At 62.5% G+C, this 22039-nt stretch carries 20 protein-coding genes; 11 read left to right on the forward strand and 9 right to left on the reverse strand.

Translation table 11 applies throughout. The features are described from left to right. Positions 1–12: 12 nt before the first annotated feature. The 9 genes from hutU to JCM7686_RS21715 all read left to right on the forward strand — a co-directional run bounded on the left by hutU (position 13) and on the right by JCM7686_RS21715 (position 7550). Entirely contained in the window at positions 13–1689 is a 1677-nt protein-coding gene (gene hutU, locus JCM7686_RS21675) for a urocanate hydratase (RefSeq protein ID WP_020953158.1), read from the forward strand. Positions 1690–1755: 66 nt separating this feature from the next. Beyond that, a complete protein-coding gene (locus JCM7686_RS21680; RefSeq protein WP_020953159.1) occupies positions 1756–2580 on the forward strand; it encodes a transporter substrate-binding domain-containing protein in 825 nt (274 codons plus the stop codon). A 54-nt stretch (positions 2581–2634) separates the two neighbouring features. Then, positions 2635–3282 carry an amino acid ABC transporter permease gene (locus JCM7686_RS21685; RefSeq protein WP_020953160.1) on the forward strand — a complete coding sequence of 216 codons (648 nt, stop codon included), beginning with the start codon at positions 2635–2637 and terminating at the stop codon, positions 3280–3282. Then, positions 3282–3944, forward strand: coding sequence for an amino acid ABC transporter permease (locus JCM7686_RS21690; protein WP_020953161.1), 663 nt, complete (start codon positions 3282–3284; stop codon positions 3942–3944). The genes JCM7686_RS21685 and JCM7686_RS21690 overlap by 1 nt, the downstream gene beginning before the upstream one ends. A gap of 1 nt (position 3945) precedes the next feature. After that, positions 3946–4755, forward strand: coding sequence for an amino acid ABC transporter ATP-binding protein (locus tag JCM7686_RS21695; RefSeq protein ID WP_020953162.1), 810 nt, complete (start codon positions 3946–3948; stop codon positions 4753–4755). A 129-nt stretch (positions 4756–4884) separates the two neighbouring features. Then, entirely contained in the window at positions 4885–5583 is a 699-nt protein-coding gene (locus JCM7686_RS21700) for a lysophospholipid acyltransferase family protein (protein WP_084621299.1), read from the forward strand. Then, positions 5583–6530 (forward strand): phosphatidate cytidylyltransferase, encoded by a 948-nt coding sequence (locus tag JCM7686_RS21705; protein WP_020953164.1) that lies wholly within the window; start codon positions 5583–5585, stop codon positions 6528–6530. Before JCM7686_RS21700 ends, JCM7686_RS21705 begins: the two co-directional genes overlap by 1 nt. A gap of 1 nt (position 6531) precedes the next feature. Beyond that, positions 6532–6909 (forward strand): hypothetical protein, encoded by a 378-nt coding sequence (locus JCM7686_RS21710; protein WP_020953165.1) that lies wholly within the window; start codon positions 6532–6534, stop codon positions 6907–6909. Then, complete coding sequence (locus JCM7686_RS21715; RefSeq protein ID WP_020953166.1) at positions 6906–7550, forward strand: CDP-alcohol phosphatidyltransferase family protein; 645 nt, start codon at positions 6906–6908, stop codon at positions 7548–7550. Before JCM7686_RS21710 ends, JCM7686_RS21715 begins: the two co-directional genes overlap by 4 nt. Here the strand turns inward: JCM7686_RS21715 and JCM7686_RS21720 are convergent. Then, positions 7547–8569: a LacI family DNA-binding transcriptional regulator gene (locus tag JCM7686_RS21720; protein ID WP_020953167.1), complete on the reverse strand. Its 1023-nt coding sequence runs from the start codon at positions 8567–8569 to the stop codon at positions 7547–7549. The two genes, JCM7686_RS21715 and JCM7686_RS21720, sit on opposite strands and share 4 nt — an antisense overlap. A 371-nt stretch (positions 8570–8940) precedes the next feature. Between JCM7686_RS21720 and JCM7686_RS21725 the strand changes: the two genes are divergently transcribed. Beyond that, the gene (locus JCM7686_RS21725) at positions 8941–10296 is read left to right on the forward strand and encodes an ammonium transporter (RefSeq protein WP_020953168.1); all 1356 of its coding nucleotides are present in this window, start codon (positions 8941–8943) and stop codon (positions 10294–10296) included. Between the two features lie 45 nt (positions 10297–10341). Here JCM7686_RS21725 and JCM7686_RS21730 read toward each other — a convergent pair whose 3' ends face one another. Next, entirely contained in the window at positions 10342–10743 is a 402-nt protein-coding gene (locus JCM7686_RS21730) for a group II truncated hemoglobin (protein WP_020953169.1), read from the reverse strand. A 10-nt stretch (positions 10744–10753) separates the two neighbouring features. Next, the gene (locus JCM7686_RS21735) at positions 10754–13132 is read right to left on the reverse strand and encodes a DUF1989 domain-containing protein (protein WP_020953170.1); all 2379 of its coding nucleotides are present in this window, start codon (positions 13130–13132) and stop codon (positions 10754–10756) included. A 490-nt stretch (positions 13133–13622) separates the two neighbouring features. Between JCM7686_RS21735 and JCM7686_RS21740 the strand changes: the two genes are divergently transcribed. Next, positions 13623–14288 carry a helix-turn-helix domain-containing protein gene (locus tag JCM7686_RS21740; RefSeq protein WP_236635917.1) on the forward strand — a complete coding sequence of 222 codons (666 nt, stop codon included), beginning with the start codon at positions 13623–13625 and terminating at the stop codon, positions 14286–14288. A 105-nt stretch (positions 14289–14393) separates the two neighbouring features. On the opposite strand, the gene JCM7686_RS21745 is transcribed toward JCM7686_RS21740, so the two are convergent. The 6 genes from JCM7686_RS21745 to JCM7686_RS21770 all read right to left on the reverse strand — a co-directional run bounded on the left by JCM7686_RS21745 (position 14394) and on the right by JCM7686_RS21770 (position 22013). Continuing rightward, positions 14394–15437 (reverse strand): heme-dependent oxidative N-demethylase family protein, encoded by a 1044-nt coding sequence (locus JCM7686_RS21745; protein ID WP_020953172.1) that lies wholly within the window; start codon positions 15435–15437, stop codon positions 14394–14396. Between the two features lie 10 nt (positions 15438–15447). Next, positions 15448–16410: a PDR/VanB family oxidoreductase gene (locus JCM7686_RS21750; protein ID WP_020953173.1), complete on the reverse strand. Its 963-nt coding sequence runs from the start codon at positions 16408–16410 to the stop codon at positions 15448–15450. Beyond that, on the reverse strand, positions 16407–17027 hold the full coding sequence (locus JCM7686_RS21755) for a dimethylamine monooxygenase subunit DmmA family protein (protein WP_020953174.1): 621 nt from the start codon (positions 17025–17027) through the stop codon (positions 16407–16409). The genes JCM7686_RS21750 and JCM7686_RS21755 overlap by 4 nt, the downstream gene beginning before the upstream one ends. Positions 17028–17052: 25 nt before the next feature. Further along, positions 17053–18186, reverse strand: coding sequence for an aminomethyltransferase family protein (locus JCM7686_RS21760; protein WP_020953175.1), 1134 nt, complete (start codon positions 18184–18186; stop codon positions 17053–17055). A gap of 200 nt (positions 18187–18386) precedes the next feature. Then, positions 18387–20126, reverse strand: coding sequence for an APC family permease (locus tag JCM7686_RS21765; RefSeq protein WP_051201748.1), 1740 nt, complete (start codon positions 20124–20126; stop codon positions 18387–18389). A gap of 543 nt (positions 20127–20669) precedes the next feature. Beyond that, positions 20670–22013 carry an NAD(P)-binding domain-containing protein gene (locus tag JCM7686_RS21770; RefSeq protein ID WP_020953177.1) on the reverse strand — a complete coding sequence of 448 codons (1344 nt, stop codon included), beginning with the start codon at positions 22011–22013 and terminating at the stop codon, positions 20670–20672. Positions 22014–22039 lie beyond the last annotated feature (26 nt).

Here is a 22039-nt window from a genome sequence, read left to right on the forward strand (position 1 = left end):
TCGGAGACGAACATGGACAATCCCACCAACAACCCCCGTCACAACACCCGCGACGTCTATCCCGCGACCGGGACCGAGATCACTGCGAAAAGCTGGCTGACCGAAGCGCCGATGCGGATGCTGATGAACAACCTCCATCCCGATGTGGCCGAGAACCCGCATGAGCTGGTGGTTTACGGCGGCATCGGTCGCGCCGCGCGCACCTGGAAAGACTTTGACCTGATCGTCGAGAGCCTGAAGAACCTCGAAGCCGACGAGACCCTGATGGTCCAGTCGGGCAAGCCGGTTGGCGTCTTCAAGACCCATAAAGATGCGCCGCGCGTTCTGATCGCGAACTCGAACCTCGTGCCGCATTGGGCCAATTGGGACCATTTCAACGAGCTCGATAAGAAGGGTCTGGCGATGTATGGCCAGATGACCGCGGGTTCGTGGATCTATATCGGCACGCAGGGCATCGTTCAGGGCACCTATGAAACCTTCGTCGAGGCTGGTCGTCAGCATTACGGCGGCAGCCTCAAGGGCAAATGGGTGCTGACCGGCGGTCTCGGCGGCATGGGCGGCGCGCAGCCTCTGGCGGCTGTGATGGCGGGCGCTTGCTGCTTGGCCGTCGAATGCGACGAAACCCGCGCCGATTTCCGTCTGCGCACCCGCTACGTCGATGAAAAGACCCATTCGCTCGACGAAGCCCTGGCGATGATCGACCGCTGGACCAAAGCCGGTGAGGCGAAATCCGTGGCGCTGATCGGCAACGCGGCCGAGATCTTCCCGGAGCTCGTCAAGCGCGGCGTGCGTCCCGATATCGTCACCGACCAGACCTCGGCGCACGATCCGGTTCATGGCTATCTGCCGATTGGCTGGACCGTCGCTGAATGGCGCGCCCGTCAAGAGACCGATCCGAAAGGCGTCGCGAAAGCCGCGCGTGCGTCGATGCGCAAGCAGGTCGAGGCGATGGTCGCCTTCCATGACGCGGGCATCCCGACCGTCGATTATGGCAACAACATCCGCCAGATGGCGCTGGAAGAGGGTTTCGAGCGCGCCTTTGCCTTCCCGGGCTTCGTGCCGGCCTATATCCGCCCGCTCTTCTGCCGCGGCATCGGTCCCTTCCGTTGGGCCGCGCTCTCGGGTGATCCGGAAGATATCTACAAGACCGACCAGAAGGTGAAAGAGCTCGTCAATGACGCGCATCTGCACAATTGGCTCGACATGGCCCGTGACCGTATCAGCTTCCAGGGCCTGCCCGCGCGGATCTGCTGGGTCGGTCTCGGCATCCGCCACAAGCTCGGCCTCGCCTTCAACGAGATGGTGCGCAATGGCGAGCTGAAAGCCCCGATCGTCATCGGCCGCGACCACCTCGACTCGGGCTCGGTCGCCTCGCCGAACCGCGAGACGGAATCGATGCGCGATGGTTCGGACGCCGTGTCCGACTGGCCGCTTCTGAACGCGCTGCTCAACACCGCCTCGGGCGCGACCTGGGTCAGCCTGCATCACGGCGGCGGCGTCGGCATGGGTTTCTCGCAGCATTCGGGCATGGTCATCTGCTGCGATGGCAGCGCGGATGCCGATGCGCGTCTGGCGCGTGTGCTGTGGAACGACCCGGCAACCGGCGTCATGCGCCATGCTGACGCGGGTTACGAGATCGCGCTGGACTGTGCGCGCGAACACGGGTTGAATTTGCCTGGGATTCTCTGATCGGAGCATGCGCCGCCCAACGAGGCGGCGCAGCCAGAGATCGCCTGTCCAACAACGGAGATCGCTATGAGCTATCAGACCACCTTCAAAGCTGCCCTGTTTGGCCTTGCTGCGCTTGGCTTTTCCGGGGTCGCCGCTTCGGCGGACCAGCTTGCGGATATCAAGGCCGCGGGCAAGATCGTCACGGCCACCGATATGCATTACGCCCCGTTCGACATGCTGAAAAACGGCACCTATGAGGGGATGACGAAGGATCTCTTCGACGGCGTCGCCAAGGAGCTCGGGGTCGAGCCGGTTTATCAAGACATCCCCTGGACGGCCGAGCTTCCCGGTCTGGAGGTCAAGAAATTCGACATCGTCATCGCGCCGGTCACGATCACGCCCGAGCGGCTTGATCGCTATACCTTCACCCTGCCGATCGCCGATGCGACCGTCTCGCTGGTGAAGGCGGCGGGCAACAAGGACATCGGCAAGCCTGAAGACATCAAGGGCAAGACCGTGGGCGTCCAGCAGGGCACCGCGCAGTTCAAGCAGTTGCAGGCTTACGGCGACAAGCTGGGCGGGGTGACGGTCAAGGAATACGGCACCACCGACGAGGCCTATGCCGATCTCGCGGCGGGTCGTCTGGATGCCGTGGCGGGCTCGCTGCCGAACCTGACCTATCTGGTCAAAGAGCGCGGCGAGACCTTCGCTCTGCTCGAACCCGCTTCCTTCGGCGAGCCGACCTATTTCGCTTGGGTTCTGCGCAAGGGCGACGAATCCGCCAGCTTTGCCAAAGCGATCGACGATGCGCTGCTGAAAATGACCGATGACGGTCAGATCAAAGCCATCCAGGAAAAATGGCTTGGCACCTATACCGAACTGCCGCGCGAAGTGCCCGGCCAGAAGTAAGAGCCTCCTGCGGGCGGGGGAGATCCCGCCCGTAAACTTCTGATCGGAGAGTCGATGTTCTCGATATCTACCTTCACGGACGGTTTTGGCCCGCTGCTTTGGGCCGCGCGCTATACGCTGCTTGTCTCGGGCCTTGGCATTGCGCTTGGGCTAGTGCTGGGCGCCGTCATCTGCATCATGGGCATGTCGAAATCGCGCCCTGCGCGGGTCTTCGCCGCCCTTTGGGTCAGCTATCTGCGCGGTGTGCCGATGCTGGTCCAGCTGCTGGTGGTCTTCTTCCTGCTGCCGGTGATCGGCATCGACGTGCCCGCGATTGTCGCGGCGGTCGGGACGACGGCGGTCGTGGCCAGCGCCTATATTTCCGAGATCTGGCGCGGCGCGATCAATGCTTTGCCCAAAGGTCAGGCCGAGGCCGCCGTGGCGATTGGCATGGCGCCGGGCGATGTCTGGCGGCGCGTGATCCTGCCGCAAGCGGTTGCTTTGTCGCTGCCCGCGCTCATCAATGAGCTGATCTTGCTGGTCAAAGCCTCGTCGCTGGTCTCGGTCGTCGGCATTATGGAAATCACCCGCGCCAGTCAGGCTCAGGCCGGAACCACCTTCCGCCCGCTTGAGGCTTATCTCGCGGCGGCCTGTATCTATCTGGCGATCAACCTCTGTCTGGCGGCCATCGGGCGCTATCTCGAACACAGGATGGCGATCTGATGGACCTGTCGATCTTCGTCACCTATTGGCCGATCCTCGTGCGTGGCTTCGGCATGACGGTCTTTTGCTGGATCCTCGGCACCGCCTTCGGCATGGCGCTGGGTCTGGCGATTGCGCTCTGTCAGCGTTATGCGCCCGCGCCGTTTCGCTGGCTCTTGCAGATCTATATCGAGATCATTCGCGGCACGCCCTTCCTCGTCCAGCTGTTCGTGCTCTATTACGGCGGCCCGCTGATCGGCTTGCGGCTGGATGCGCTGCCCGCCGGGCTTTTGGGGCTGACGATCTATGGCAGCCCTTATTTCGCCGAGATCTTCCGCTCGGCTTTCCGCGCCGTGCCCAATGGTCAGATCGAGGCCGCCCGCGCTATCGGCATGGCCGAACCGACGATCATCCGCCGCATCCTTCTGCCGGTCGGGCTGGTCTCGGCTTTGCCTGCGCTGGTCAATTTCTCGATCATTCTGACGAAAGAGACGGTGATCCTCTCGATCATCACCGTGCCCGAGCTGATGTATCAGACCCAGCGCATGTCGACCGAAACCTTCCGCTATCTCGAAGCGAACCTCGTTCTGGCGCTGTTCTTCTGGTTCTTCGTCGAGGTCATTTCGCGCATCGGTCGCCGGTTCGAGCGCCGCATCACCCATTATCTGATCGAAAGGCCGTAAGATGGTTCAAGCCTCCACGATGGTTCAGGCCCCCATGAAAGTTCAGGCCTCCGCAGTCGAGATCCGCGCGGTCAATAAATTCTACGGCCCCTTCCATGCGCTGAAAAACATCAACCTCTCGATCCCGCCGGGCAAGGTCACTTGTCTGATCGGGCCCTCGGGTTCGGGCAAATCGACCTTGCTGCGCTGCATCAACTTCCTCGAGGAATATGACGACGGCGCGGTGCTGATCGACGGCAAACAGATCGGCTATGACGCGCCGGGCCGGAAAATGACCGCGAAAAAGCTGCGCGAAATGCGGCGCTCGATCGGCATGGTCTTCCAGCAGTTCAACCTCTGGCCGCATATGACGGCGCAGGAAAACGTGGCCGAGGGACTGATCCGCGTGCGCGGCCTGCCCAAAGCCGAGGCGATGGAGCGTGCCGCCGGGGCTCTGGCCAAGGTCGGGCTGTCGGACCGCATGGGCAATTATCCCTCGCGGCTTTCGGGCGGGCAGCAGCAGCGCGTGGCGATTGCCCGCGCGGTGGCGATGGAGCCGAAGCTGATGCTCTTTGACGAGCCGACCTCGGCGCTCGATCCAGAGCTGGTCGGCGAGGTGCTCAATGTGATGAAGGCCTTGGCGTCGGAAGGCATGACCATGGTCGTCGTCACCCATGAGATGGGCTTTGCCGCCCATGTCGCCGATCAGGTCGCATTTCTGGAAAAGGGCGAGCTTGTCGGCGTGGATGAGCCCTCGCGCATCCTGCATCATCCCGAAGATCCCCGCATTCAGGGCTTTCTGCGCACCTATCACGAGCGCAACAGTTTCTGAGGTCATGGCTCTTGCGGCGCGCGCCCGGTCACTGGCCGGGCGTTTGCCATTGGCGGCCCCGAGAAAACGGTTGCAATTCAAGGGCTCTGCGATCAGAGCTTTTGTGACGACATTCTAACAGACAAAATCGTGACGCATTCTCAGACCCCAGCCGACGACCCGCCGCGCCGCAGCTGGCGCGATCTTCCCAGACGGTGGGCTGCCTTCGTGGCCAGCGGCGCGATCCGCATCTTTGCCCGGCTGATCACGGCGGTTCAGCCTGAGTGGCGCGGCGTCGATCCTCTGGGGCCGCAGCGGATCTATTTCGCCAATCACAACAGCCACGGCGATTTCATTCTGATCTGGTCGGTTCTACCCCATCAGATGCGCAACCGCACCCGGCCGGTTGCGGGCGTCGATTATTGGGGCGGTCGGGGCCTGCGCGCCTTCATCGGGCGCGATGTCATCAATGCCGTGCTGATCGAGCGCGAGCGTGAAGGCCGCCAAGGCGATCCGGTCGAGACGATGGCCGGGGCGCTGGACGATGGGGCCTCGCTGATCCTCTTTCCCGAAGGCACGCGCAACCTTACCGATGAGGTGCTCTTGCCCTTCAAGAGCGGGCTTTTCCATCTTGCCAGCGCGCGCCCGAATATTGATCTGGTCCCGGTCTGGATCGAGAACCTGAACCGGGTCATGCCCAAGGGCGAATTCATCCCGGTGCCGCTGATGTGCAAGACCGTCTTCGGCGCGCCTTTGCGGCTTCAGCCGGGCGAGAGCAAGACCGATTTCCTGACCCGCACGCGCGAGGCTTTGCTTGCGCTGCGGCCCAAACCCGCAGAGGCCAGCTGATGTCGCCCGCTGACAGCGATCTCGTGACACTTATCCTTGGCGCGGGCGGAATCCTTGTGCTCGCTTCGGTCATTGGCGGCGTGCTGGGTTGGCTTTATTCGCCGGACGGACGCAATGTCACGATCGAGAACCTGAACGACCGCATCCGCTCGTGGTGGGTCATGGTGCTGTTTCTCTCGATCGCGCTTCTGGGCGGGCGGATCGGGGTGACGCTGCTTTTCGCGCTCTGCTCCTTTGCGGCTTTGCGTGAATTCCTGACCCTGACCAATGCCGGACGCGCCGATCATTGGTCGCTGGTCTGCGCCTTTTTCGTGGTCCTGCCGCTTCAGTATTATTTCATCTGGATCGGCTGGTATGACATGTTCGCGGTCTTCATCCCGGTCTATGTCTTCCTGCTGTTGCCCATCGTCTCGGCCTTTCGCGGAGACACGCGCAACTATCTGATCCGCGTCGCAGAGGTCCAATGGGCGCTGATGATCTGCGTCTTCTGCGCCTCGCATGTGCCCGCGTTGCTGACGCTGAAGCTGCAGAATTTCGACGGCCGGAACGTGCTTTTGATCGCCTTCCTCGTCGTCGTGGTCCAGCTTTCGGACGTGCTGCAATATGTCTGGGGCAAGCTTCTGGGCAAGCACAAGATCGCGCCGAAGCTCTCGCCCTCGAAGACGGTCGAGGGCTTTCTCGGCGGCAGTCTCAGCGCCACGGCGATTGGCGCGCTCTTGTGGTGGATGACGCCGTTCAACCCGTGGCAGGCCGCGCTCATGGCCTTCATCATCACGCTTCTGGGCTTTTGCGGCGGGCTGGTCATGTCGGCGATCAAGCGCGATCGCGGCGTCAAGGATTGGGGCCATGCGATCGCGGGGCATGGCGGCTTCATCGACCGGCTGGATTCGGTGGTCTTCTCCGCGCCGATCTTTTTCCATCTGACGCGCTATTTCTGGTCGGTCTGAGATGGGCCAAAGCCTCGCGCGCCGCAGCTTCAGCCATGTCGCGGTGGCCTTTCTCGCGATGGGAAGCTGGGCCGCTTTCGCCAATCGCGCCCATCCGATGCCCGAGCCCGTGCTGGCCGGGCTGGTGCAGGGCGCGCTCTCGGGCACGATCACTCTGGGGCTGAAACGGATGATCGAGGCGGTCTCGGCGCGGATCTTGGGCGTGGGCGCGCTGATCTGGCCGCCGGTGATTGCGCTGAGCGCCTCGGCGCTCATCCTGACCAGCCTGCACCGGCTGGCGGGCACGCCCGAGATCGCCGCGACGATTGCGCTGCCCCTGAGCGTCACGACGCTCTATTCGACGATTTACAGCTACGCCTTGTGGAGATCACGGCCATGACCGACGTTCCGAACCGCCGCCCGCTGGCCAGCCGCCAAAGCCGATGGGCGGGCGAGGCGACGCGGCGGCTGGTCAAAACCGGGATCACGCCCAACCAGATCTCGATGCTCGGCATGGTCGCGGCGCTGGTCGCGGGCCTGTCCTTCTGGGGCGCGGGGGGCGTCTCGGGCGCGGCGCGTGTCCTGCTGCTGCTGCTCGGCGCGGTCTTCGTTCAGGCGCGGCTGATCTGCAATCTGCTTGACGGAATGGTCGCGGTCGAGGGGGGCAAGCGCGCGCTTGATGGCGGGTTCTGGAACGAATTTCCCGACCGCGTCTCGGATCTCTTGATCCTGCTGGGGATCGGGCTTGGCCTTGGCCATCCGGCGCTTGGCTGGGCGGCGGTCTCTTTCGCTTTCCTGACGGCCTATGTCCGCGAGCTTGGCGTGAGCTGCGGCCGGCCTGCGGATTTCGCCGGGCCGATGGCGAAACAGCATCGCATGGCGCTGGTGACCGGGGCGGCGGTGCTGTCGGCGTTCGCACCGCTTTGGAGCGGACGCGACGAGCTGCTTCTCGCGGCGCTGTGGCTGGTGGCGGTCGGCGCGGCCCTGACGGCCTTGCGCCGCAGCGCGAGGCTGGTGATCGCGCTGCGTCGGGGCCGCTAAGGACGCAGGCTGCCGCGCCAGACGATTTCGACCGGCAGGGCTGTGACCCGCGTGGCCTCGCCTCCCTCGAGATCGCCCTCGATACTGGCCGCGATCCGATCGGCGAGCGCGGGCAGGGGCTGGCGGAAGGTGGTCAGATCATAGCCACGCCAGCCCGCTTGCGGGATATCGTCAAAGCCGATCAGGCAAAGATCCTCGGGGATCTTGCGGCGGAAATCGAGCCGCGCGACATCCATGAAGCCAAGCGCCAAAAGATCGGTCGTGCAAAAGACGCCCTCGGGCCGGTCGGTGGCGCCGAGCAGGCGCCGCGCGGCTTCGGCGCCGGTCGCATAGCCCGTCGGTCCAGCCCGGCTGATCCGCACGCTGAGCCCATGCTCGGCGGCGGTGTCGAGAAAGCTGCGCTCGCGCGAGACAAGGCTGGGCGTGCCCGCATTCGAGCTGACCAGCGCGAGCTGCCGACATCCCGCGCGGCGCAGCATCAGACAGGCCTCGCGCGCGGCGGCCTCGTTTTGCACCAGCACGACCTCGGCCTCGGAAATCGGCTCGTCGCGGTTGACCAGAATGACGCGCTGGCCGTTTTCGATACAGGTCGCGATCAGCGAAGCGGGCGGCCCGCCCGACAGGATCACCGTCGCTTCGGCGCGGTAGTTCAGCGCCTGACGCAAAGCGGCGGCGGCGTTCTCGGGCTGGCCCGCCGTGCTCAGCAGCATCACCACCTTGCCCAAAGCCTGAAGCCGCGCGGTCACCGCCTCGATCAGCGCCGCCTGAAAGGGCGCGCCGATCTCCGAGACGATCAGGCAGACGATGCCCGAGCGGTGCTGGATCAGCCCGCGCGCCAGATGGTTGACGTGATAGCCAAGCTCTTCGGCGGCGGCGAGCACCTTGGCGCGGGTCTTGGCCGAGACGCTCGCGCCCGGGGTGAAGGTGCGCGAGACCGCCGAGCGCGAGACGCCCGCAAGCGCCGCCACACGATTTGCACTGACCGAGGATTTTGCCGCTTTGGACTTGGCTTTGGACACGCGCCCACCTTCCCGAAGATCGCCCCGCACGCGCTGCCGCAGCTGAAAAGCCGGGCGGTGAGGCGAGACCTGCCTGATTTCGGTTCATTTCAGACTGTTGTGGCAGCGCCGTGACAGAAACAGCGTCCAGCTTGGCGAGGCTTGGGCGTTACGGTTGTGCCGGGCGATTCATCCGCGCGTTGCCTTGAAGAGCGGCAGATCCCGGAATTTTTGCCTCATCCCTAATCGGCGGATGCCGCGAGCTGCGCGCGGACCGGGCTTTTCTTGCCGCCCGCCTTCGCAGCCGGTTTCCCTGAATGCCAGAGGTCGGGCCCGCGCCATGACCGCCCCCGCAGCGCCAGTTTGGGAGCGCCAGTTTGAAGGACATCGCGATGCAGAAACTCTGGACCCCATTGTTGACAGCCGGCTTGGCGGCAGGCCTCGGTTGGCCCGCGCTCGCACAAGAGGCAGCCCCCGCAGCCGCTCCCATCGTCGCCGCCGAGGCTGCGAAAGCGGTCATGGACAAGGGCGATACCGCCTGGATGATGGTCTCGGCGGTGCTGGTCATGGCGATGATCCTGCCCGGTGTGGCGCTGTTCTATGGCGGGCTGGTGCGGGCCAAGAACACGCTGTCGGTGCTGATGCAGACCACCGCGATTGCCGCCGTGCTGATGGTGCTCTGGCTGGTCGTCGGCTATTCGATCGCCTTTGGCGGCGGGCAAAGCCCGTTCTGGGGCGGGCTCGGTAAGGCTTTCCTGCAAGGCGTCAGCATCCACTCGACCGCCGCGACCTTCACCGAGGGCGTGGTCATCCCGGAGTATGTCTTCATCTCGTTCCAGATGACCTTTGCCGCGATCACCGCGACGCTGATCATCGGCGGTCTGGTCGAGCGGGTCAAATTCGGCGCTTTGCTGGTCTTTTGCATCTTCTGGGCGCTGCTCGTTTATTTCCCGGTCGCGCATATGGTCTGGGACAGCGCCGGGCTGATCTTTGGCTGGGGCGCGCTCGATTTCGCGGGCGGCACGGTTGTGCACATCAACGCCGCCGTGGCCGCACTGGTCGGTGCGCTGATCATCGGCCCGCGCATCGGCTATATGAAAGAGATGATGGCGCCCCATTCGCTGCCGCTCGCGCTGACCGGCGCGGCGGTGCTGTGGTTCGGCTGGTTCGGCTTCAACGCGGGCTCGGCGCTAGAGGCGGGTCCGGATGCGGCGTTGGCCATGGTCAACACCTTCGCGGCCCCGGCGGCGGCGATCCTGACCTGGGCCGGGCTGGAATGGGCGCTGCGCGGCAAGGCCTCGCTGCTGGGCGGCATCTCGGGGATGATCTCGGGGCTGGTCGCGATCACGCCCGCAGCGGGCACGGTCGGGCCGATGGGCGCGCTGGCGCTTGGCGTGATCGGCGCGGCGGGCGCTTATTATTTCGTCACCGTGGTGAAGATCAAACTGGGCTATGACGACAGCCTCGACGTTTTCGGCATCCATGGCGTCGCGGGCATTCTGGGCGCGCTTGGCACCGGGATCTTCACCGCGCCGTCGCTTGGCGGCACGGGCGGGGCGGATTACGCGATCCTCGGCCAGACGCTCATTCAGGCGAAGGCCGTGCTGCTGACCGTGGTTTGGTGCGGGGTCGTGTCCTTCGTGCTCTTCAAGCTGATCGACGCGACCATCGGCCTGCGCGTGTCGCGCGACGACGAGCGTCAGGGCCTCGACATCACCACCCATGGCGAGCAGGCCTACCACCTCTGAGGCGGGCAAGATGAGGCAGGGCCGGTCCGAAAGGGCCGGCTTTCGCTATTCCGCGACGGCCCCGGCATCTCGGTTGACCAGAACCAGCGCGGCGCGGCGGAAGGCGGTCATCAGGCGCTGATGCAGGGCGGGGGCGATCTGGCAATCGCTCATCGCCAGATCCATGCAGAAGAGCCAATCCTCGGCATCTTCGGGGCGGATCGGAATATGGTCGTGGATCTCGCGCAGGTTCATATGGCCGTGCTTGTCCGCGTAATAGCGGCGCCCGCCAAAGAAGCCCGAGAGGAAATCGAACTGCTCGCCGCGGACATGGGACATGCCATGGCCGCGGAAATGCAGATGCAGGATCTGGCGCCCTTCCGGGCGCGTCTCGATCAGGTCGTAAAAGCGTTCGACCAACCGGCGGAGCACGTCTTCTCCGCCGAGCTGGTCGATGATGCTGCGCATCTCCGCCCCCTTAGCTTTGGGGACGGGTCTTTTTCGGGTCGTAATGCGACAGGGTCACGACCGTGGCGGGCAGGCGCATCTGCTGGCCGTCGAGCTTGCCGACTTCGAGCGCGGTGCCGGGGGCGGCGACGGTCGGGTCGACACGGGCCAGCGCGATGTTCTTGTTCAGAAGCGGCGAGCGCACGGCCGAGGTAATTTCCCCAACCTGAGCCCGGCCCTGGAAGATGCCATCGCCATGGCCGATCATCGTATTCGCATCGACATCGAGGCCGACGAATTTGCGCGACGGCGTCTCTTTGCGGCGAATCAGCGCCTCGCGACCGATGAAATCGACCTCTTTCGATTTCAGGGGCACGGTGAAGCCGATGCCAGCCTCGAACGGGTCGGTCTGGTCGCAGAAATCATAGCCCGCGAAGATCAGACCGGCTTCGATCCGCAGCATGTCGAGCGCGTCAAAGCCCATCGCCTTCAGGCCAAGATCCTTACCGTTCTCCCAGACCGCATCCCAGACTTCATTGGCGTCATTCGGGTGGCAGAAGATTTCATAGCCAAGCTCGCCGGTGTAGCCGGTGCGCGAGACGACGACAGGCGCGCCTTTCGAATGGCCGATGCGGCCGACGGTGAAGCGGAACCAGCCGAGATCCTCGATCTTGGTCTGATGCTCGGCCGTCCAGATGAAACGCTTCATGATATCGCGCGAGTTCGGACCCTGGACCGCGAGGTTGTGCATCTCATTGGTGGACGAGCGGATCATCACCTGCAGCCCGGCCTTTTCGGCCTGCTCGCGCAGCCATTCCCCGCCGTAATCATCGCCGCCGATCCAGCGGAAATTGTCGCGGCCAAGGCGGAAGATGGTGCCGTCGTCGATCATGCCGCCGGTCGGGTAGCACATCGCGGTATAGACGACCTGACCCACGGCGAGCTTCGAGACATCGCGCGTCATCGTGTAGTTCAGCAGCGCCTCGGCATCGGGGCCGGTGATCTCGAATTTGCGCAAAGGCGAGAGGTCGAGCACGACGGCAGCCTTGCGGCAGGCCCAATATTCGTCAATCGCGCCGTTGTTGGCATAAACGGTCGGCACCCAGTAGCCGCGATATTCGACCACGTTCGACGTCAACGCCGAAGTCCTTTCGTGGAAAGCGGTTTCCTTGGTCATACGCGGCTCCGAATTCGGGGTGGGGCGCCATGCACTGGCGCGCTGGAACTTCTCTGCGCCGGAATAGCTCCGGACGTGGATATCGCTCAGATACCAGCCGTTTGCGGGCGTCGTATCATCGGGGCAGGCCGAGCTGACGCAAACAATGTCGGTCAGCGCGCGGAAGAGGACATAATCGCCCGGACGCGACCACGGCTCGTCGGTGATGAGCACGCCATGGGCGTCGATCGCGGTGTTGAAGAAGAGGTTCACCGCCATCCAGCCCGGACGGTCGGCGACGCCATATTCATCAAGCGCGCGGTTGAAGTTGTCCGAGCAGTTGACATGGCCGGGATAGCCGATGTCGTCGTAATATTTCGAGGCGCAGGCCATGGCGAAAGCGTCATGGCGGCCAACGGTGTCCTGCACCACCTCGATCAGAGCGGTCATGTCCTGATCGTAATATTTGTTGTGCAGACCCGGCACGGAATAGGCATGGCCCATGATCGTGCGCGTGGTGGTCACGTCGATCGGACGCTCGATGCCTTTTTCCAACTTGCGCGCATCGAAGCACTGCAAGTCGGTGCACTGACGGCCATCGACGTCGTAAACCTGGAAGTAATCGCCCGCCTTGACGAAATAGGACCTCGCGGTCGCCGAGGACACGCGCAGATCGAGAATCGGGTCGGCCAGCGGATCGGGCAGGTCGAACTGCCCGACTTCACGCGGTTTCGCGCGTTGGATCGACAGGACGACCGGCGTCGCGGTTTCCTGACCATGCGGGTCCATCGCTTCGGCCGGAGCCGAGATCAGCAGATGACCCGGACGGGTGACGGTGAAGCTTTCCGAGGTGCCCGCCTTGGTCTCGGGACCAAAGAGCGAGATCGCCGAGGCTTTCGACAGATCAATGTGGCGCCGCTTCAGGCCCGAGCGGATGCCCGACAGCCCTTCGCCCGCCTTGTCGCCGCGCGCAAGCAGCGCCCGCGTGCCTTCGGCGGTGGAATTCGACTTCGCGCCGAGAATCTCGGTGTCGATGTGACCGCTTTCATCGGCGGCAACAAGCTCGACCCTTTGGCCGCCCTCGTGGTTCACGATGCTCAGGCGATCGCCTTCACGAAGCGCGACCAGAAGCGCGCCGCCGCCGGCGACTTCATAGCGCTCTGGCGCATTGTGCTGTCGGATTCCATTCGGGCGGATCAGCCGCGTGGCCCGGGGTGGCCCGGGAAAGACAGTTGGGAAACGTTGATCCAACATTGCAGCCTCGCGCGTTTGGGGTTGCGTAAGCGGAAAATTTCTTTCATTCTACGAAAGAGATTAGCCGAGGCTCCAAGAGCAGGCAACCGGTTTGTCCTGCGGCTCATACTACAGCACGAGATGCCCGTTGTATGGGGGAAAATTCCCAGCAATTGACGGGCCAAGAAACGCGCTGGGATCTGGCCCATCCGCGTAAAAAGACTGCCTGACCAATCTCTTCCCGACTTTCGACCGATCTAAATCCGTGTCCTGTGCCACAGTCTGACTGCGGGATGCGACGGGAGCGTTGACGTGACGCAAAGAGACCTATTTGCTGCATTTGATAGGTCGGGAGATCGAAGCCATGTCGTGCTTGCACGTCGCGATATCCAGGCGAGCTGCCCCTATCACCCCGCGCTGGCCTGTCCGGTGGCGGCGAGACCTTTCTATGCTGAGGATTGACCACGAATGGGCCGCGTCCACACCGGCCATATACGAAGGAAAAAGCTGAATGACGATAGAAGGGACGATGGCGGCCAGCCGCCGCGCGGCAGCCGGGGCGCTGAAGCAGAACCCGCATCAGCTTCGCGACAGTGGCGAGCGCAATCTCGAATCGGCCATCGGCCGCGCCTTGCGCGCGGTGCGCCAGCAGCAGGGCATGACCGTCGTCGAGCTTTCGGGCCGAACCGGCATCTCGATCGGGATGCTCTCGAAGATCGAGAACGGCATCACCTCTCCATCGCTGACCACGCTGCAAACCCTGAGCCATGCGCTTTCGGTGCCGATCACCACCTTCTTCAAAAGCTACGAAGAGCGGCGCGAGGTCCAGCATCTCAAGGCGGGCCAGCATGTCGAGGTCGAGCGGCGCGGCACCCGGGCGCATTATCAGTATCACCTGCTTGGCCATATCGGCGCGAACAATTCGGGCGTGGTGGTCGAGCCCTATCTGATCGTGCTGACGGGCGGCGATGACGATGTCTTCCCGACCTTCCAGCATGACGGGATCGAGCTGCTTTATATGCTCGAAGGCAAGGTCGAATATCGGCATGGCGATCAGACCTTTCTGCTGGAACCTGGCGATTCGCTGATCTTTGACGCGGATGAGCGCCATGGTCCGGGCGAGCTGATCTCGCTGCCGGTCCGCTACCTGTCGATTATCTGCTACCCTCAGGCCTGAACCAGACGCATCGCGGGGCATCGCAGAAGTCAGGGCACAAAAAGATCGGCCGGGGAGATCCCCGGCCGATTTCATTTGGCGTGACGGCGTCCGGCCGAGGTGGGCTCAGTCTTCGGCCCACCAGCCCGGCGAGGTCGGCGCGCCGTCGTCATATTGGGCAAGCCAATTGGTCAGCAGTTCGCGGTTGCGCGCGAAGCCTTTGTATTCGGCCAGCTCTTGCGGAAGCCCTTGCAGCACGCGGTGCAGACGGCGGCCCCATTTCGGCACGGTCACCAAATCCTGGAAGCTGATGAGGTAGCACCGGATCGGGAAGACGATCGCATTCGAGCGCGGCAGGCGGTAGAGCGTTTGCAGCTCGACCCGCAGATGCTGACGTGCGCCGACATTGTCCATGTTGAGCGTCGTCTTGCTCGGACCCCATTTCGGATAGGTCTCGGGCGCGGTGTCCAGACGCGGATCGACGGTCATCGTCCAGTTGAAGCGACGCACGGGCGCGCCATATTGCAGCTTCAGCAGGAATTTGAGCGCGCGGTCAAAGATCCCCATGCCGCCCGCCAGCGGCACCGGCGCGTGCCATTCGTGGAAGCTCATCCCGATGTCGAAATCGAGCGACCAGTCGGCTTGGCTCGTGACCATCCCGGCTTCGATCCACAGATTGTCCTCGCGCTGATCTTGCAGCGTGAAGTCGCCCTGTGCCTGACGGGTGATATATTCCATCGGCCCATAGGGCAGGGTGGATTCGTCAAGGAAGGTGAAGGTGTCGTCGATGCCGAGCGGCTTGTTGACCCAACGCCATTTGTTGCCGTTTTTGTGCAGCTCGAACATGTCGGGATAGTCGCGGGCCTTGGACTCCATGATGAGTTCCAAGAGGTCCCAACCGGCCAGCGTCATATGCGGCAGCGACTGGCAGCGCAGCGGATCTTCCGCCAGCACGCGGGCGCGATCCTTCATCTCCGAGACGTAATGTTCGTCCACGTCAAAGGAGTGCTCGAAGACCGAACCTTTCCGGCCCGGCGTATGGGGCTCGATGTTCACCGAATACATATACTCGTCTTCGGGGAACGGGAAAGGAAAGCGGGCGAGGCCCGCCGGAGAGTTTCGGTAGGTGTAGTCGTTACGGAAAGTCTCGTCGTTGAACTGAATTCCCATCGGCTCCTCCTCACAGATCCAGAACCAGCCGCTCACCAGAGAAGCGTGACACACAAGGCATGATTTTCTTGCCTGAGGCGCGCTGTTCCGGGGTCAGCCAGTGATCATTATGCTCTATATCCCCCTCCAGGGCGAGAACATCGCATTCGCATTGCCCGCAGGCGCCGCCACGGCAAAGATAGGGCGCATCGACGCCATTGGCCTCCATCGCTTCCAGAAGCGATTGGACGGCGCCAACGGTGATCGTCTTGCCCGAACGCGCCAACTCGACCTCGAAGGGTTCGCCGACCGGAGGGGCGAGGAACTCTTCGGAATGGACGGCGCCCTTGGGCCAGCCCGCCTTTTCCGCCAGATCGTGCACGGCATTGATCATGCCCTTGGGACCACAGGTATAGACATGGGTGCCAAGCGGTTGACCACGCAGCAATTTCGGAATGTCGATGAAGATGCCCTCATCGTCATAGTAAAGATGCACGCGGTTGTCGTAGCTGCGCTTGAGCTCATCGCCGAACTGGCCGAGCGAGCGGCTTTGCACGGCATAATGCAGCTCGAAATTCGCATTCTGCGCATCCATCTGGGCCATTTGCGCGATGAAGGGCGTGATGCCGATGCCGCCCGCGATCAGCAGGTGCTTCTTGGCGCGCGCATCCTCGGGGAAGAGATTGACCGGATAAGAAATGGTCATCTCCATGCCGGGCTCGACATGGTTGTGCATGAACAGCGAGCCGCCGCGCCCGAAATCGTCGCGCCGGACCGAGATCGAATAGCCCGAGGTATCCGACGGATCGCTCATCAGCGAATAGGGATTGAGGCGGCGGGTGCCGTTGTCATTCATCTCGACGACGATATGGCTGCCGCCCGAGAACGGCGGCACCGGACCGCCATCAAGCGGCACGAAGCGGAAGGTCTTGATCAGGGCGTTGACCGGAATGACCTCGGCGACGCGGGCGTGGATTCTGGGTGCTCCGCTCATGGGAATTTCTCCACCATTTCCGGGACTTGTCCGGGGTCTTCGGCGTCGATGTTGACGCCCTGAAATGCTGCCAGCCGGCGCGAGTAATGGTCGCGCACATAGAGGTTCAGGCCGCAATGGCTGCACACCATCGGATCGGTCGTGACGTTTTCGGTGATGCCTTTGCAATGGACGCATTGCACGCGACGGGCCAGCGAGCCGCGGTGTTCGCTGTGCATTCCGTCATAAGGATAGCCGACTTTCATAGCTTCGCTTTGGACGACGCCGATCAGGGTCTCGGTTCCGGCAAGGTAGATCTGTAGACCCATATGTGCATCGACCAGCTCTTTGCGGATCCGCGACATGGCGGCGGCAAGAGTGGGGCCGTGATAGAAACGCGCCGCGCCGATCTGGGCGAGGTCGTCGCCCATATCGGTGCCGTTCGCAGCTTTCACATAGATGATACATGCGCTCGAGCGCAGATCTGTGCCCGCTGCGTCCGCCTTGGCGAAGAGGTCGAGGATCGCGCCTCCCCCTTCGCCATCGGCGACCATCAGATGGGCAGTGCCTTGCTGGGGTTCGAGAACGCCATAGACGGGCCTTGTCGCGATCGAAGGCGCGAATTCGGAATTCATCATGGTTTTCTCCTCCCTCGCTTGTTGTTCAGCCCTTGGCGCTGCGGATTTTCTTGTCCACGTCGTAGAAGGGCATTTCGCTGGTGGTGGCCGAGACCTCTTTGCCGCCGGTTTTGACCGTCACTTTGGTGCCATTGTTGGCGAAGGCGACGGGCAGGCGGGCAATGGCGACGGTGTAATTGTTCACCGGCGAGGCCAGACCCTGGGTGACGACGCCGATTTCCTTGCCATCGGCAAAGACGGGCGCGCCGTTTTCGGGCTGCTCTTTGCTGTCGAGCTTGAGGCCCCAGATCTTGAAGCGCTCTTTGCCCTTCAGGCGGGCATGTTCTTCCGCGCCATAGAAGCCGGTGTGGTTCGGCGAGACGGTGAAGTCGAGCCCAAGCTCCCACAGAGTGTCGCCTGCGGCCTCATCGGCGAAGGGGAAGGTTTCCGAGTTGTCGCCCGGATAGAAGAGCAGATAGCTTTCCGTGCGCAGCAGGTCGAGCGTGCCGAACTGAGCCGGAACGATGCCCATCTCTTTGCCTTCTTCGAGAATGCGGTCCCAGACAGCCGGGGCATCTTCGCCACGCACAAAGATCTCATAGCCGCGCTCGCCGGTATAGCCGGTGCGCGAGATCATCACGGGCTTGCCGAACAGCGAGGTCTGGATATGGCCGAAATAGGCGAGGTTGCGGATGCCCGGAACGTGTTTCTCCAGGAAATCGACCGCGACCGGACCTTGCAGCGACAGGTCGTGCAGGTTGTCGTCGAAGATGATCGAGACATCTTTGCCCGCGCCCGCCATCTGCAGGCGCTCCATGCCCGAGCCGGTGCCGTGAACGACCATGTAGTTGTTCGGGCCGAAGCGGTAGATGACGCAGTCATCCACGAATTTGCCGGCTTCGTTCATCATGCAGGCATAGACCGCGCGGCCGGGCATCAGCTTGGCCATGTTGCGCGTGGTGGCGCGCTCGACCACCTGGGTCGCCGCCGGGCCGCTGACAAAGACCTTCTTGAGGCCCGAGACATCCATCAGCCCCGCTTTGGTGCGGATGGCCGTGTAGTCGTCGATCATCGGCTTATCGTAGGTCCAGGCGGTCGGCATCCCGTTCCAGTCCTCGAGCTTCGAGCCGAGCGCCAGGTGCCGGTCTGCCAATGTGGAAATGCGCCACGAATTCGCCATGAGTTCCCCCCGTCAATGAAAGCTTATCGTCTTGGTTCGATTCCAAGCCGACCACCGCGCGCCCCCAAAATCAAAGGAAAAGAATATTCCTAATAGCAAAGTATCAACTTGCCGGGATTTTGAGCTGTCGGGGTCGTCTTGAAGGTAAGAATTCCGCCCCGCGCGAGGGCGGGGCGGCTGTAGTCGATCTTTGGCGGGCCTTAACCCGGCAGGACGAAAAACCAGTTGGCGAACAGTACCACGATCAAGCCAGCCAGCAAGGTCAGATAAGGCAGCATCCCTGCGCGGCCCGGCTCGAGATCGCCGTCCGGATCAAGACCCAGATCCTCCATCGCTTCGCGCGGGAAGCGGCCCTTGTCGGTCACCCAATGGCGATAGGCAAAGATCGGGATCACCAGCGCGGCAAAGATCAGCCCCGCCCAGAGCGCCTGCGAATAGCCCCAGACCTTGGCCCCCGCACCGAGGAACAGCGCATTGACGAAAGCCAGCAGCGTGTTCAGCGCCAAAAGCCAGGTCGGCGCCTTCCACGGGCGATCGAGATGGGGGCTGTCGATGCGGTGGATCCAGCCTGCGTTGAGGTTCAGGAAGTTGAACAGCAGATAGCCGACGTTGGCGATGGCCAGCACGAGATAATAGCCGCCCGCATCCGAGGCCAGCGCCAGCAGGAAGGTGTTGAACACCAGATCCTGACGCATGGCACCAACCGGCGCGCCGTTCTTGTTGACCTTGCCGAGGTATTTCGGCAGCCAGCCATCGCGCGAGCCCTGATAGAGCGTCCGCGACGAGCCTGCTCCGGCGGTCATGATCGACATGGCCAGCGCAAGGATCATCAGCAGCACGAAGAGATGCACGACGACGCTGTTCGACGAGATCATCCGACCCATCGCCTCACCGATGCCGCTGCCGTCGGCGATGCCGGGGGCGAGCAGGCCTTCATGGCCATAGACGCCTTGGAAGGCGAAGGGGATCAGGATGAAGAACAGCATGCAGAGCAGGCCGGAATAGAAGATCCCCTTGAACGTGTCGGTCTTGGGGTTCTTCAGCTCGCGGGTATAGCAGACCGCGGTCTCGAAGCCATAGGTCGACCAGGCCGCGACATACATGCCGCCCAGAACCAGGGTCCAGCCGCCGACATTCCATGCACCGTCCAGCGCCGAGCCTGCTGCGGCGGGCGGAACGATATTGGTGACATAGCTCCAGTTGATCGAGCCGGTGATGATCGGCACGAGGCCAGCCAGCAGCAGCGGCACCAGAACGATGACCGCGAGCACTTTCTGAACGCCCGCAGCAGCGCCGATCCCGCGTTTCTGGATCGTGTACATCGTCAGCATGATGACGACGCCGACCACGAAGGTCGAGTTGAAGTAAAGCGTGCCGAGATAGGGAATCGGAATATGGAACGCTTCCCAGGTCCGGATTGCCGGGGTCAGCGCGGCCACGCCATCCGAGGCGAGCAGCGTCTGAATCGCATCGCTCGCGGCTTTGCCGGGATTGGCGGCCAGCCAGTCGGTGACGCGTGGATCGGTCGCGGCAATGGAATTCGCATGGTTCGCGATCCAGTCGAGCACCAATGGGCTGGTCGCATCGGGAATCGGGAACAGCCCGTTCAGGATATAACCCGCCGCGATGGTGCAGCCCAAGGACAGAACCGGGCTCCAAGCGAACCAGTTGCACCAGACCGAGAGCGGCGCAATGATCTTGGAATAACGCATCCATGCGGTTGCGCCATAAACCGAGGTGCCCCCGGATTTATTGCCGAACATCCCCGCCATTTCGGCATAGGTAAAGCTCTGCAGGAAGCCCATGCAGATCGACACCGTCCAGACCAGAAAGGCGACTTTACCCGCCGTGCCAGCGATCCCCCCGATCGAGAAGAGCACCAGCGGTGGCACCCCCGCCGCCACCCAAAAAGCGCCATGCCACGTCAGGGTGCGCTGCATTTCATTCAAGGAAGTCGTTCCTTCCGACCGGTCGTATTGATTTGCCGGATTGCTACTGGAAGGTTGCGGGAAGTCCGTCATCGCGTCGCTCCGTCACCTGTTTGCTGGAGCGAGAGTGGCGCGAATCTTTCTTCCTACAAAGAAAAAAATTCCACCTAAGTTAAAAGTATGACAAGGGCGTCAATGCGGCAATTTGTCGTCAAAGAATAATTAAATTAAATCAGTCATCTATTGGAAGGGATTGATTTCGTTATTTGCTTCCGCCTGACCCGGCCAATCTTGCGCGGGATTCCCGCAAGGGATGAACCCCTGCGAAAGTCGGAGGACGGGCGGGCCAGAGGGGTCGGTCTGCCGGGCGAAGACCCGAATCCTCCCTCGATCAATCCTCCCCGACGAATCTGCCCAATCACCGGCGATGTCATGGCGCCAATGCAAAAAGAGGCGATAATCCGGCAGCTCCGGACCATCGCCTCTTGGCCATCTGTTGCCGACCCGCGGGAGGGGCTCGCGGATCGGTCGCTTCGGCCAAAGTGCCGCTGCGGATCAGTTGCGCAGGTAGCTTTCCATCGTGTCTTCCAGCGCTTCGTTCCACGGGGTGTGGTGGATCGGCGCCATCGTGCCGGTGATGACCGAACGATAGGCTTTGTTGCGGAAGGTCATGATGTTGTCCTTCTTGTGCTCTTTCCACTCGAAGAAAGCGGCACAGGCACCATCGACGTCGAAGGACGGATAATCGGTCTCGGCGATCAGCTCCTTGACGTAGTCGCCCTGATACTGGATCGCATCATGGGTATCGACACCGGCATCCTCACCAACTTCGCGGGCTTTGACATCGGCCAGAAGCGTCGCGGTTTCGCGCGGGATCGCGATCCGGCCCATGATCGCGTCACGGACCCACCAGGCCTGCGCGTCGAACATGTTGAAGGTGAACCACTGATCCTGCATCCCGAGATAGAACATCTTCGGGTTATAGGCATAGGACACGCCCTTGTAGAGATCGGCGGTCGCCAGACGGTTTTTCGTCTTCAGGCGCAGATCGTCGGGCAGGAAGGGGAAGTGGTGCTTATAGCCGGTGCACAGGATGATCGCGTCGATCTTCTTGCTGGTGCCGTCCTTGAAGTAAGCGGTGGTCTCGTCCATGCGCTCGAGGATCGGGACTTCCTGCCAGTTGTCCGGCCATTTGAAGCCCATGGGCGCGGTGCGATAGGCGACGGTGATCGATTTCGCGCCATATTTCCAGCACTGCGAGCCGATGTCTTCCGCCGAATAGGAGGTGCCGATCAGCAGCAGATCCTTGTCCTTGAACTCGACCGCATCGCGGAAGTCATGGGCGTGAAGGATGCGGCCACCGAAGCGGTTGAAGCCCGGGAATTCCGGCGCATTCGGGGTCGAGAAGTGACCCGAGGCGACGATCACATTGTCGAACTCTTCCGAATACATGTGATCCTTGACCAGATCATGCGCGGTGACCGTGAATTTCTCGGTCTTGGCATCATAGGTCACCATGCGGATCGGGGTCGAGAAGCGGATCCATTTGCGGACGCCGGCCTTTTCGACACGACCTTGGATATAGTCGAACAGCACGGCGCGCGGCGGATAGGATGCGATCTGCTTGCCGAAATGCTCTTCGAAAGAATAGTCTGCGAATTCAAGACCTTCCTTCGGGCCGTTCGACCAGAGGTAGCGATACATCGAGCCATGGACCGGCTCGCCATTGCCATCAAGGCCGGTGCGCCAGGTGTAGTTCCAAAGGCCGCCCCAGTTGTCCTGCTTTTCGAAGCAGACGATTTCCGGGATCTCGGCGCCTTTGTTGGCTGCCGACTGGAAGGCGCGCAATTGGGCCAGGCCAGAGGGCCCCGCACCGATAATTGCCACTCGTTTGGTCATGTGACCGTTCCTCCTACTATCTCTTT

The organism is Paracoccus aminophilus JCM 7686 (genome assembly GCF_000444995.1).
Lineage (GTDB): Bacteria > Pseudomonadota > Alphaproteobacteria > Rhodobacterales > Rhodobacteraceae > Paracoccus > Paracoccus aminophilus.

Bases quoted from the DNA above. Each gene is read 5' to 3' on its own strand.
- hutU (WP_020953158.1), top strand. From the start codon at position 13: ATGGACAATCCCACCAACAACCCCCGTCACAACACCCGCGACGTCTAT.
- JCM7686_RS21680 (WP_020953159.1), top strand. From the start codon at position 1,756: ATGAGCTATCAGACCACCTTCAAAGCTGCCCTGTTTGGCCTTGCTGCG.
- JCM7686_RS21685 (WP_020953160.1), top strand. From the start codon at position 2,635: ATGTTCTCGATATCTACCTTCACGGACGGTTTTGGCCCGCTGCTTTGG.
- JCM7686_RS21690 (WP_020953161.1), top strand. From the start codon at position 3,282: ATGGACCTGTCGATCTTCGTCACCTATTGGCCGATCCTCGTGCGTGGC.
- JCM7686_RS21695 (WP_020953162.1), top strand. From the start codon at position 3,946: ATGGTTCAAGCCTCCACGATGGTTCAGGCCCCCATGAAAGTTCAGGCC.
- JCM7686_RS21705 (WP_020953164.1), top strand. From the start codon at position 5,583: ATGTCGCCCGCTGACAGCGATCTCGTGACACTTATCCTTGGCGCGGGC.
- JCM7686_RS21710 (WP_020953165.1), top strand. From the start codon at position 6,532: ATGGGCCAAAGCCTCGCGCGCCGCAGCTTCAGCCATGTCGCGGTGGCC.
- JCM7686_RS21715 (WP_020953166.1), top strand. From the start codon at position 6,906: ATGACCGACGTTCCGAACCGCCGCCCGCTGGCCAGCCGCCAAAGCCGA.
- JCM7686_RS21725 (WP_020953168.1), top strand. From the start codon at position 8,941: ATGCAGAAACTCTGGACCCCATTGTTGACAGCCGGCTTGGCGGCAGGC.
- JCM7686_RS21730 (WP_020953169.1), bottom strand. From the start codon at position 10,743: ATGCGCAGCATCATCGACCAGCTCGGCGGAGAAGACGTGCTCCGCCGG.
- JCM7686_RS21735 (WP_020953170.1), bottom strand. From the start codon at position 13,132: ATGTTGGATCAACGTTTCCCAACTGTCTTTCCCGGGCCACCCCGGGCC.
- JCM7686_RS21740 (WP_236635917.1), top strand. From the start codon at position 13,623: ATGACGATAGAAGGGACGATGGCGGCCAGCCGCCGCGCGGCAGCCGGG.
- JCM7686_RS21745 (WP_020953172.1), bottom strand. From the start codon at position 15,437: ATGGGAATTCAGTTCAACGACGAGACTTTCCGTAACGACTACACCTAC.
- JCM7686_RS21750 (WP_020953173.1), bottom strand. From the start codon at position 16,410: ATGAGCGGAGCACCCAGAATCCACGCCCGCGTCGCCGAGGTCATTCCG.
- JCM7686_RS21755 (WP_020953174.1), bottom strand. From the start codon at position 17,027: ATGATGAATTCCGAATTCGCGCCTTCGATCGCGACAAGGCCCGTCTAT.
- JCM7686_RS21760 (WP_020953175.1), bottom strand. From the start codon at position 18,186: ATGGCGAATTCGTGGCGCATTTCCACATTGGCAGACCGGCACCTGGCG.
- JCM7686_RS21765 (WP_051201748.1), bottom strand. From the start codon at position 20,126: ATGCAGCGCACCCTGACGTGGCATGGCGCTTTTTGGGTGGCGGCGGGG.
- JCM7686_RS21770 (WP_020953177.1), bottom strand. From the start codon at position 22,013: ATGACCAAACGAGTGGCAATTATCGGTGCGGGGCCCTCTGGCCTGGCC.